Annotated in this window: 10 protein-coding genes; 5 read left to right on the top strand and 5 right to left on the bottom strand. The window is 40.2% G+C overall.

The window, feature by feature from the left end:
• The first annotated feature begins 367 nt into the window (after positions 1 to 367).
• The 4 genes from CDG60_RS03065 (at position 368) to CDG60_RS03055 (ending at position 4,237) form a co-directional block, all read left to right on the top strand.
• Complete coding sequence (locus tag CDG60_RS03065; protein ID WP_087514474.1) at positions 368 to 1,423, top strand: DUF6670 family protein; 1,056 nt, start codon at positions 368 to 370, stop codon at positions 1,421 to 1,423.
• 193 nt (positions 1,424 to 1,616) lie between these two features.
• Entirely contained in the window at positions 1,617 to 1,868 is a 252-nt protein-coding gene (locus tag CDG60_RS18115; protein ID WP_087514473.1) for a hypothetical protein, read from the top strand.
• Positions 1,869 to 1,940: 72 nt separating this feature from the next.
• Positions 1,941 to 3,073, top strand: a protein-coding gene (locus CDG60_RS03060) for an IS3-like element ISAba14 family transposase (RefSeq protein WP_223155595.1) whose coding sequence is annotated in 2 segments (ribosomal slippage) — positions 1,941 to 2,193 and positions 2,193 to 3,073 — 1,134 coding nt in all. Because the reading frame shifts where the segments join, the coding sequence is not laid out codon by codon here.
• Positions 3,074 to 3,175: 102 nt separating this feature from the next.
• The gene (locus tag CDG60_RS03055) at positions 3,176 to 4,237 is read left to right on the top strand and encodes a hypothetical protein (RefSeq protein WP_193853167.1); all 1,062 of its coding nucleotides are present in this window, start codon (positions 3,176 to 3,178) and stop codon (positions 4,235 to 4,237) included.
• A gap of 26 nt (positions 4,238 to 4,263) precedes the next feature.
• Here the strand turns inward: CDG60_RS03055 and CDG60_RS03050 are convergent, their stop codons facing one another.
• The 5 genes from CDG60_RS03050 to CDG60_RS03030 all read right to left on the bottom strand — a co-directional run bounded on the left by CDG60_RS03050 (position 4,264) and on the right by CDG60_RS03030 (position 11,367).
• Positions 4,264 to 5,286 carry a helix-turn-helix transcriptional regulator gene (locus CDG60_RS03050; RefSeq protein WP_087512718.1) on the bottom strand — a complete coding sequence of 341 codons (1,023 nt, stop codon included), beginning with the start codon at positions 5,284 to 5,286 and terminating at the stop codon, positions 4,264 to 4,266.
• A 168-nt stretch (positions 5,287 to 5,454) separates the two neighbouring features.
• Entirely contained in the window at positions 5,455 to 6,333 is an 879-nt protein-coding gene (locus CDG60_RS03045) for an ATP-grasp fold amidoligase family protein (protein ID WP_087512717.1), read from the bottom strand.
• A 271-nt stretch (positions 6,334 to 6,604) separates the two neighbouring features.
• The gene (katG, locus tag CDG60_RS03040; RefSeq protein WP_087512716.1) at positions 6,605 to 8,794 is read right to left on the bottom strand and encodes a catalase/peroxidase HPI; all 2,190 of its coding nucleotides are present in this window, start codon (positions 8,792 to 8,794) and stop codon (positions 6,605 to 6,607) included.
• 516 nt (positions 8,795 to 9,310) lie between these two features.
• On the bottom strand, positions 9,311 to 10,366 hold the full coding sequence (locus tag CDG60_RS03035) for an MBL fold metallo-hydrolase (RefSeq protein WP_087512715.1): 1,056 nt from the start codon (positions 10,364 to 10,366) through the stop codon (positions 9,311 to 9,313).
• Between the two features lie 62 nt (positions 10,367 to 10,428).
• Positions 10,429 to 11,367 carry a cation diffusion facilitator family transporter gene (locus CDG60_RS03030; protein ID WP_087512714.1) on the bottom strand — a complete coding sequence of 313 codons (939 nt, stop codon included), beginning with the start codon at positions 11,365 to 11,367 and terminating at the stop codon, positions 10,429 to 10,431.
• Positions 11,368 to 11,562: 195 nt separating this feature from the next.
• Here CDG60_RS03030 and CDG60_RS03025 point away from each other — a divergent pair, with 195 nt between their 5' ends.
• Positions 11,563 to 12,012, top strand: a complete 450-nt coding sequence (locus tag CDG60_RS03025; RefSeq protein WP_087512731.1) for a GNAT family N-acetyltransferase — start codon at positions 11,563 to 11,565, stop codon at positions 12,010 to 12,012.
• The last annotated feature ends 3 nt before the right edge of the window (positions 12,013 to 12,015 follow it).

Raw genomic sequence — 12,015 nt, 5'->3', positions numbered from 1 at the left:
CTATGCACCAACGTCGTCATTACGTCGAGTATGTTGGGGAATGCTCGTATTTACTTTAATGACGTATATCTTGAGGCTATTCTAATTTCTTGTAAATTCACTCGATCTTTTAATTTTCCTAAAATTAACATCATACACCTTATTTGAAATTCAATATATTAGTTTATTTATTTCAACCAGTTACAATCAACAAAAAACATAACCTTCACGAGTATGGTTTTTTAGATATAAAATCATCATTCCATAAACCTCACTTCCCCACACCATTTGCTGACTTTAAAAGATATAAAAAATTCCCTTACGGTCATGTTGAACATTCAGGTCACACTATAAATTATGGGGTAATTTCAACAAAACAGACCTGATCATGTTCAATAAAAAAATTTCAGATCGTTTTATCAAATATATCTACCCACTTGTAGATGCTACAAAAAGTCAGGAAAACAAAGCCTTTCCACAGAACTATAAACTCCTCCCCTACATCCATTCGAAAAAAATCGGTTGGACACATTTCGGTGTCATGATTCCTGACCTACCTGCACCACATCACTTTTATTCAGTCATGTCCATCATTGGTACAGCAGGTGCATTGGCATTTGATAATGATCATGCTTTAAAAGATACACCACGAAATAATGCAACTTTGGTTGTTGGGACAGGAACCAAAAAGACCAGTGTATTTGCAGGTTATTCGATTCCGAAAGAATGTCAGTTTGCAGAAGGTGGTTCACATATTCAGTTTGGCAATGACCTCACCATTACAGGTAATTACCCTCATTACCAACTTCATTCGGGCAATGATAACTATCAAATTGATCTAAATCTGAAACTTAGCGACAAAATTACGTGGTTTGTAAAAACACCATTTTATGATCACATCAGTCTGTTAACAGAATATTCAGGGACACTGCAAAGTGATGGTCAATCTCAGGAAATTTCAGGTTTATGCACCTTTGAACATGCAGCCGCTGTCAGCCCACATTTAATCTGGAAAAAAGCACTCAAACAAAACCTGAAATTACCTTTAGATTTCTTTACTTATCAGATTATCAACCTTGCTGATGGAACTCAGCTACTGCTCAATGACACCCGCATTAATGGTACTCAGATTGTCAGTAAAGCCTTCTTCCGTTCATTGACTCAATACAATAAAACCTGCGCAGCTGAGTTTAAAATCCTTGAATATCAGGAAGATTTAGCGACTGCACCGGATGGCAAACAGATGAAATTGCCACAGATTTTTGAATGGCGTATTTATGAGGGAAAACAGGAAATTCTTTATTTACATTGCACAGTGAATACTGAATTTAACTATGGCTTAGGCAGTGGTTATGTCGGAGGCTATGCTTATACAGGTACGCATAAAAATAAAGAAATTCAGGGACAAGGCTATATTGAATATATAGATCGAATGGAAAGTTAATAACCACAAAAAAACCGCCCTCAGGCGGTTTTTCTACATCTTAAATGACTTATTTCACATCAAAACGGTCAGTCCTGGAACCCTGAGCAGACCATCAAAACAAAATCAGAAAACTGTCCCGAATTACGACTTATTTAAGTTTTTATTTTACCTAAGATGACAGGTGCAAATATAAATAATGTCAGGAGGACATATGTATAAGGTAATTAATGTGATGGCAAGTGTGTGTCTCCTTGCTATGGGACTCAGTGCTTGTGGAGACAATGATAATAATCAGACTGTTTCAATTGCTCCACCTGCTTCAGAACCTATGAGTGACTGTTTCTGGCAGGGTCCTTATGTCATTGATAATCCAAAAACCAACTTTGCTTTCCCTGATACAGGAAGTGCGTATTGGAGCGCTAAATATACTTTACCTGAGGGAGCAAGAGAGATGGATCCGTAAATTTGAACAACTCCTATAAGTGATATTCTGCTCCTCAAATGATGTTATAAACATCAATATATGGAGTATTTTATGGCACGTAGACCAAGAAGAAATCATTCAAATGATTTTAAAGCTAAGGTAGCACTTGCTGCGATTAAAGCAGAAAAAACACTTGCTGAATTGAGTGCTGAGTTTGATGTTCATCAAAACCAAATTATTGACTGGAAAAATCAATTGATCTCAGCTTCCTCGCAAGCTTTCGATCAATCAAAAGCTCCAACAGAACCACCCATCGATCTAAAAAAACTACATGCAAAAATCGGTGAGCAGGCATTAGAAATTGATTTTTTAGAAGGTGTGTTGAAGAAACTGGGCCGCTTCAACCACAAAAGTTAATCGACGACTCACTTCAGATTTCAGTATCTAAGCAAGCTAAGCTGCTGAAAGTCTCCCGTGGTTGTTATTACTATCGCCCAAAACCTGTGAGTGCATCAGATCTGAAGCTGATGCGATGTATTGATGAATTACATATGCAATATCCTTTTGCAGGCAGTCGTATGATGCGTGATTTGTTGAATCGTCAAGGACATCATATAGGACGACGTCATACACGTACTTTAATGAAGAAAATGGGTATTCAGGCGTTATATTGCAAACCAAATTTAAGCCAGGCTAATCAAGCTCACCGTAAATATCCATATCTGCTCAAAGGGTTGGCTATTCAGCGCAGTAATCAAGTGTGGTCTACGGATATAACGTATATCCCTATGGCAAAAGGCTTTGTTTATTTATGTGCTGTGATTGATTGGCATAGCCGCAAGGTACTTGCGCATAGGGTATCGATTAGTATGGAGGTGGATTTTTGTATTTCGGCTTTAAATGAAGCGATTGAAAAATATGGTCGACCTGAAATATTTAATACAGACCAAGGCAGCCAGTTTACCAGTGATGCATTTATTGATGTATTGAAATCAAATGGCATTCAAATCAGTATGGATGGTAAAGGTCGATGGGTAGATAATGTGATGGTTGAACGATTATGGCGGAGCGTTAAATATGAAGAGGTGTATCTCAAAGCTTATAGCAGTGTCACAGATGCGAAAAAGCAATTAAGTGCATATTTTGAGTTTTATAATTTGAAACGACCTCATTCGAGTCTAGACAAAATGACACCAAATGAGTTTTACTATGATCAGCTACCCCAACAAAACAAGGTGGCTTAACTAGAGCGGAATATCACTTATAAATACGCTTTTAGTTGTTCAAACAAGTGGGACCACCTCTCAAGTTTAAGATTAAAAGGGGATTTCCCTTACGCAAGATATATGTCAATTAATAGCTATCGCGTAAATACATCTCCTGCTGATGCCATTAGTGACAGCCTGATCATTCCTGATAAGAACAGCATCAATCCATTTATTGATGGCAATGCTCGCGATCACGCAAACCGTAGCTATACTCTTAACTTAGCAGCCGGTGAACCGATTCAAAACGGACGTCCAGCAAATACAATCTATGATGCAGCTAAAAGTGGTGATCCTGTAGTTTTAGTTTATCGGGTTTACGTTCCAAACAAAGGAAAAAATCTAAAAGGTGGTGTCAAACTGCCACAAGTTGAACTAACAACTCGACAGGGTGAGGTATTGACAGGTCAGGCTGCATGTACTGCTTTAAATGCTTATAATCAAACCATCAGTGCCCCACTTGTCTCCGCAGATCTTTATGCAGAATTGCGTAAGAATAATCCTGCCAAAGAAAATCCTGTATGGAGAGCCTCTTACAGTATGGCGCATAGCCTACAGTGTGATTTTCTCAATAATTGTGATACAGATCCTGTCCGAAGCGTGAGCTATTATGCAAATCTGGACAATCAATATATAGCAGCAACGGTTGACCGGAATATTAAACCGATTGTTGTAATTCGAGGAAAAATACCTTCAGTACCTAAAACTTATCATGGAGATAAATATTTTGATAATAAAAACAGTCAATTAAGATATTGGTCAATTTGTCAAAATGAATATTATTCTCAAAAAGTAACATCTTGTCTTTTTGATGAGCAAATAGATACTGACAAAAACGGCGAATTTACTATTGTCACCAGTTTACCTGAAGACCGACCAAAAAATGCAACTGAAGCATGTGGTATAGGTTACTTAAAATGGTCAGACAAGGGCGATGGTTTCTCATTGGCAGAAGGTCGTGAAGATCATAAAACGGATGGGCGATTATTGATACGTAATATGCTACCTGCGAGTGATTTTGATAACGCAATCCAGCACACTAAAAAACCCGGTGATGAAGCTCAGGTTCTCGGTCAATATCTACCAACAATTACGTACTATACTAAACAGGAGTTTGAAAGCTTAGGATGTAATCCTTCATAAGATTCAAACTGATACAGGGTGAAAATTCAGATTTTCGCCCTGTATTCTTTGGGTGTCAGCCCAAACCATGATCGGAATGCCTTATGAAACTGGCTGGTCGCTTTATAGCCCATGAGCAGACTGATTTTATCCAGTGTAAGCTGAGAGGCGTTCAAATAATGGTTAATTCTATTTTTCCTGACTTCCAGTAAAATATCATTAAAATTCATCCCCTCCTCTTTCAGTCTGCGCTGCATCGTCCGGATACTCATACTCAATGTCCTGGCTATATTTTCACGTGTCGGTGAAACAAACCCCAATGTCACCTGTAAGGTGATTCTGACCATTTCATTAAAAAGTATTTGGGGAAACTGCATTTTTATCGCATGAATAATCGGGTTAATTAATAATGGATAATCACTTTCATGTGTGATTACAGAAGTTTGATAAATCAACTTATTCATATCATGCGAAAAAGTAGGCTGACAGTAAAAAGTCTGATGATATAACTCATCATTGATCACTTCCTGCTGATGTGTAAACTGCACACCAACAGGTCTCTTCTCTATAAAATGATGGACCAGTCTGGAAAAAGCAAACATCATGCCTTCTATCTGATGTTTAGACACTAACTCAGGAAGACTGGGTTTAAAATCAACCACGATATTGTGATTGTATTCCTCACAATGCATGGCGACGACCTCAGTCATCATGCCATAGTAATGACTTGCCATTCTTAAAACTAAAATTTCAGGTAATTCAATATTTCTCGATAAAATTGGCTCCAGACTGAATTTCATCACATAATAAAAAGGAGAACGCTGTAAATTATAATTTTGAACAACCTTGAGTCCTAGATTAGGTTCATGAATTAAACCTGCTATCTGATTGTATTCCTGGCTGACAATTTCTAAAGGAACCCGATCATTGTTGTAATTATCTAAATCGACCCATTCCTTTGAAACTTGGTCATAAATATGAGCATAACCATTTTCTATTGCCCATGAATAAAACCCAATTCTGTTATTCTGAACAACATACTTATGGACACTGAAAAATTCCTTTGTCATAGCAAAAATCCATTCTTACTATTTGTAGAGATCATATTTCACTCATAATAATCTGAATATGGTACAAAGTCTGACTTTTCAATAACCCCGTCAGTTCCATAAAAAAAACCGCCCTTAGGCGGTTTTTATCAAGACAAAACTTTGTATTTTTCACTTTCAGATCAGACTTCAATCTGACTGCCACAAAGAACCCAGTTTCAAGTCCCACTCTGCCGGAGTAATCACCATTCTGCCGGCATTTGGAGTCAGTGTAATTTCACTGAAGTAAACATAATCTTTTGATAACAGGAAATCCACCCGGCTATACCCCTTCTGCAAACAAAGTGTCTCAGACAAGGTCACCATCTGGCATATTTTTTCTGGTTTATCGATACAGATCGGTGAGTTTTCTTTCAGATCCACTTTAAATGGCTGTAACTCCCAGGTGGTATCATAAATATTGGAGTAATCCTTACCCTGTCTGTCCTGAACATCCACTTCGATATATGCAGGTTTCCCCTCAAAACAATGTACCCGGCAGGTCGTAATAATCAGATCATTTTTAGTGTCATGATAAAGGTCAATGTACTGCTCAGCGATAATCAGTGGCTCAATATCTTTGTAGTGCCATTCACGTTTTCTGTAGTACATGTTCATGCTTAAATGATTTTTAAATTTAAGCGCAGCACTTCCCACATCAAAACGTTTTTTATCTGAACAGACGGTAGCACTTCCACTGTCATGCGTACATTTCAGTACGAACTTTTCTGGTAAGGTATTAAAATCTATTTCATCAAAGTGTTTGTATACACCCAGTATAGGAACAAGATGAGATGAGCAGATTTTATCTGAAATGATCTCTCTGACAGCCAGTTTATCTGCAAGCTGCGTATGCAGAGGATCTCTTTCAAAAATCATCCGTGCCGTCACTTTTTCATTAAAACTGGATGGTTTATCGAAGTCAGGAACGTAGCCAAGTTTACTGATAAATCTTTTAGTTAAATATTTTCGATCCGAAACAAATCGGGTTCTGATTACTTTTGCTATATAAGTAAGATTTTCTATCATAATGAATAAAATTAAATAATTTAAAATAAAGTTCTTTCACAAAAGCTTCTTTCTGTGACTTTGGTATGCGTTAAAAGATAGAAATCACAGTGGAAATTTATTAACAAAAGTTAACACAAAACACATTATTAATACATGTTATTTTCTATAAAAAAATAGCCATTGTCCATATACAACACTTGAGCATGCTTCCAGTTCAAAAACGCTGAGAGGCACTGATTTAAGCACAAAAAAGCCGATCTTTCGATCGGCTTTTTTGTATAGAAAAGATTTATTTCACATCAAAACGGTCAGCATTCATAACTTTCGTCCAAGCTGCCACGAAGTCGTTGACAAACTTCTCTTTATTGTCGTCCTGAGCATACACTTCCGCATAAGCACGAAGAATCGAGTTGGAACCAAAGACCAGATCCACACGGCTTGCAGTCCATTTCACATCGCCTGTTTTACGCTCAACGATGTTATATGAATTTTTACCTGTTGGTTTCCAGTTAAAGTTCATGTCCGTCAGATTCACAAAGAAATCATTGGTGAGGACACCGACTTTATCCGTAAACACACCTGCTTTATTGTCTGCATAGTTTGCGCCAAGTACACGTAAACCACCAACAAGAACCGTCATTTCAGGTGCAGTCAGACCTAGCAACTGCGCACGGTCAAGTAACAGCTCTTCTGGCTGAACCACATAATCTGCTTTTAAGAAGTTACGGAAACCGTCAGCTTTAGGCTCAAAGTCTTCAAATGAATATGCATCGGTCTGTTCCTGAGTCGCATCACCACGTCCTGCTGTAAATGGAACTTTTACGTTAAAACCAGCGGCTTTCGCTGCTTTTTCAACGGCAGCAGTACCACCCAAAACGATCAGATCAGCAATACTGACTTTTTTGAACAGACCTGCCTGAATTTCTTCCAGTTTTGCTAACACTTTAGCCAAACGTGCAGGTTCGTTGCCTTCCCAGTCTTTCTGTGGTTCAAGGCGGATACGTGCACCATTTGCACCACCACGGTAGTCCGAACCACGGAAAGTACGTGCGCTGTCCCAGGCCGTTGCGATCAACTCTGCTGAAGTTAAACCACTGTCCAGCAGTTTTGCTTTTAAGTTGGCAACATCTACGTCAGACAGCGTGTAATCCACAGCAGGGATTGGATCCTGCCATACGAGATCTTCTTTAGGAACATCAGCCCCTAAATAACGGGTTTTTGGTCCCATATCACGGTGAGTCAGTTTGAACCATGCACGTGCAAATACATCTGCCAGTTTGTCAGGGTTCTGATAGAAATCTTCTGCAATTTTGCGGTATGCAGGGTCAAATTTCAGTGCCATATCAGCATCTGTCATCATCGGATTACGGCGTACATTTGGATTGTGTGCATCTACAGGTTTGTCTTCCTCTTTGATGTTCACAGGTTCCCACTGTTTTGCACCTGCAGGACTGAGGGTTTTTTCCCATTCATAAGTGAACAGTAAATAAAGGAATTCATTGTCCCATTTGTCAGGATGCGTCGTCCAGGCACCTTCTAAGCCACTGACCATTGTATTGCCTGCATTACCTGTGCCTTCGGAGTTGTGCCAACCTAGACCCTGGAATTCCACATCTGCGCTTTCTACATCTGCACCGAGGTTTTCTGCTTTACCATTACCATGTGCTTTACCCACCGTATGACCACCGACGGTAAGAGCTACTGTTTCTTCATCATCCATACCCATACGGTCAAACGTGACACGCATATCCTGCGCTGTACGCAGTGGATCCTGTACGCCATCGACACCTTCAGGATTGACATAGATCAAGCCCATCTGCACCGCAGAAAGTGGGTTTTCCAGTGATGTACGGTCTTCATCACTTGCATAACGTTCTTTGGTTGGTGCAAGCCACTGACGCTCTTCACCCCAGTAAATATCTTTTTCAGGCGCCCAGATGTCTAAACGACCACCACCGAAACCAAAGGTTTTTAGACCAGCAACTTCATAAGACACTGTACCTGCAAGAACAATCAAATCGCCCCAGGAGATTTTATTGCCGTATTTCTGTTTGATTGGCCAAAGCAGGCGACGACCTTTATCGGTATTGACGTTATCAGGCCAACTGTTCAATGGTGCAAAGCGTTGGTTGCCAGTGTTCGCACCACCACGTCCATCCTGTTTACGGTATGAACCCGCCAGGTGCCATGCGGTACGTACGAACATGCCGATATAGCTGCCATAGTCTGATGGCCACCAGTCCTGGCTGGAATTGATCAGTTCACGTAAATCCTGCTTCACCGCTTCCAGATCCAGTGATTTAAATGCTTTGGCATAATCAAAATCAGGATCCATCGGGTTGGTTTTTTTGTCATGTTGAGAAAGAATATCGAGATTCAGCGCATTCGGCCACCAGTCAGTATTGTTGGTGCTGGCTACACTGGTCTGCCCACCGGCTTGATGGAAAGGGCAACCTGAAGCTGGCTTATTGTTATCCATATATAATTTCCTCATTCATCAATATTGATTAAAACTTTAACCGTTTAAAAATTCTGCTACAGCACCAACATAGCTGTTTTTCATGACAAGCTAAAGAGAATTTAACGAATAAAAACAATCGGATTTTTCAATTTAAAGCATTATTTTTTAATGAGTTATGAAATTACAGTGTTTTAGCTGCATTTTAGCGTCAAATTCCATATAAGTTTTATGTGATTCATTATTTTTATCAGACTTTTCGGTTATTTCGATGGTGATTTATTTCACATATTTCGCCTCTTTTTTAAACATATCTGGTCATAACAACCATCACAAAACGCTGGCAGAACATCACTGTTGAGTGCTGTGAAAATACAGCTGAATTTTCGACCTCAGACTCATGCAGCCCAGTTTTGTGGATATATATTTAAGCGGGACAACCATAATCAGATCATAAAAAATGGTGCTGAATTTCATTAAGATCATTCTGACCTGAATAAAATGCAGCACCACATTCTTCAATCTGACACTCAGTGATCAAACCACGAGCCTGCGCCCTTCCTTGACACAGTAAAATGGATTCATCAGTTTGGATGAGTTCTTCATGGCTTTATGCAGATCCAGTTCGGGTTGTTCACGGCTTTCATCTGTTAACTGGAAAGTCCGGTAGTGAATCGCCATTGAACATTTTGAATGCAGATCTTTATGCGCCTGAAAGGCATCTTCAGGATTCATATGCAGATATTTCATCAAAGCCCGTGGTTCATAGGCTCCGATCGGTAACAGTGCAATTCTTGGCGCACCATATCTTTGGTGAATTTCCCTGAAATGCGGACCATAGCCTGTATCACCAGCAAAGTAGCAATGATCTGTTCCATGTAGAATCGAAAAACTTCCCCAGAGCGCCCGGTTCTGATCACGGATACCGCGTCCTGAACTGTGCTGTGCAGGGGTATATACAATTTTCAGTTCCTTAAACAGCGCTGACTGCCACCATTCCATTTCAATCACATTCATGTAAGCAGGTAAATACCAGCCATTGCCCAGACCAGTATAGACCGGCATGGCAAATTTTTCATGCAGCCATTTTAAACTGGCGATATCCATGTGGTCATAATGGTTATGACTGAGTAAAACAGCATGTATTTCTGGTAATTCTTCCAGCGCAATACCTGCCGGACAGACCCGCACAGGACCTTTACCACGTGCAGGACCTGCGTAATCTGCCCATACAGGATCTGTGAGCAGGTTATAAGGACCAATCTGAATCAGTACTGTTGCATGCCCGACAAACCATACCTGCCAGTCATCCAGTGCTGCATTGGGTCTGTTCTGTGGCAGACTCCGCTTTGAAGCATGAAATTCGCTGTGCTCCTGATTTATATCCACATTCCATGTGTAGGACTTTCGGCTGATCAGCCATTTAAACAGGTCGGATCGCTTCCAGCCTTGTGGAGCCCGTTGCTGATTAAAAAAACGTACCCCATTGAAGTGATCTGACTCCATAAAATGAAATACTGGCTGACGCCATGTGTGTGACCAACATGCTTCGGTTGGTAACTGAAAATGAACTTGTTGCTGATTTTGTTTCATGTACTTCAATTTCTAAAATTAATCACACTTCATTCACATGAATGAAGTTCAGCGGAATATATTCAGTTCAGACGCCCTTTCATCCGTTCCAGCCATACTTCCTGAGTCTGAGGCTTCACAAACAATGCCACAATTTCAGGATGAATCTGTCGGATTCTTGCTTCAATTCGGTTAACGCACAGTTCTATGTCATCCGAAGTCAGATTGTCTTTAAACTCCAGACTCAACGATGCAATCACCTGATGCGCCCCAATCTGCTCAGTCAATACACCATTTGCTGACTGAACTGCAACATCATCCTGTGCGATCTGCAACACATTATGCCTTAATTGTGGGTCTGCCGTTTCACCAAGTAATAATCCTTTGGTCTCACGGGCAAGTAAAAATGCTGAAACCGCCAACACCACACCAATCAGAATGGAAGCTACCCCATCCAGTACAGGCATGTCCAGCTGATGTGCAAGAAAAATCCCCAGTAAAGCAATAAAAAGCCCGATCAGTGCTGCTGAATCTTCAAACAGTACTGTAAATGTCGTCGGGTCTTTACTGCGACGGAACGCTTCAAAATAGCCCAGACTGCCCTTGGTTTTCTTAAAGGCTTTTAAAGCCACAAACCAGGATGTCCCTTCGCACAGAATAGCAAATCCCAGCACAATATAGTTTACCAGCGGGTTTTTCATTTCCTCAGGATGAAGAATATGCAGCACACCCTGATATACAGATACGATTGCACCCAGTGCAAACACCATCAGCGCAACAATAAAAGCCCAGAAATACAGTTCCCTGCCATAACCAAAGGGATGTTTTGCATTGGCAGGTTTCTGAGATTTTTTCATGCCGTGCAGCAGCAGGATTTCATTCAGCGTATCCACCACTGAGTGAACTGCTTCACTGAGCATGGCTGAACTGTTGGTGATATATGCCGCAACAAACTTCACCAGAGCAATCGCAAGATTACCCAGCAATGCCGCATAAACAACTACTTTATTTGAGTCTGACACCAGGAGTTATCCTTGATAAAGAATTGAACGGCGGGATATTTTCATCATTGATTTTTATTTGAGCCTTCAAATATATTAACCAGGCTGGACTGAAGATATTGTTTATTTTTATGTCAGATTCTGGCTTATCCCTCTGCTTTGGGCATTTTCCAGCAAGCGTTTTTCTATTCAACCGATCAGTTAAAGTCAAATATTATGAACATTGTGCCATCTACATCTGAACAACATACAGAACTACTGAAACTGTGGGAGGCTTCCGTCCGTGCCACACATCATTTTCTGAATGACAGACAGATTTCAGAAATCAGGCAACAGATTATTGACCATCAGTATTTTCAGCATGTAGCACTGTTTCATGTGGAACAGGAGCATAAGATTCAGGGCTTTATTGGACTGTCTGAAAATAAGATTGAAATGCTTTTTATTGCACCCGATCTGCGAAGACAAGGCATAGGTTTACAGTTGCTGCAACATGCACTGACACTGGGTGCAACACAGGTCGATGTAAATGAACAGAATCCTGAAGCGACCGCATTTTACTTAAAACATGGTTTTGAAGTATATCAACGCTCAGAGACAGATGATGCAGGCAACCCATTTCCCATTCTGCATATGCAACTGACCTCATCACACCAGCATGCATAAGCC

This window comes from Acinetobacter chinensis (assembly GCF_002165375.2).
Classification (GTDB): Bacteria; Pseudomonadota; Gammaproteobacteria; order Pseudomonadales; family Moraxellaceae; genus Acinetobacter; species Acinetobacter chinensis.
This window is presented reverse-complemented; position numbering and strand designations above follow the sequence as displayed.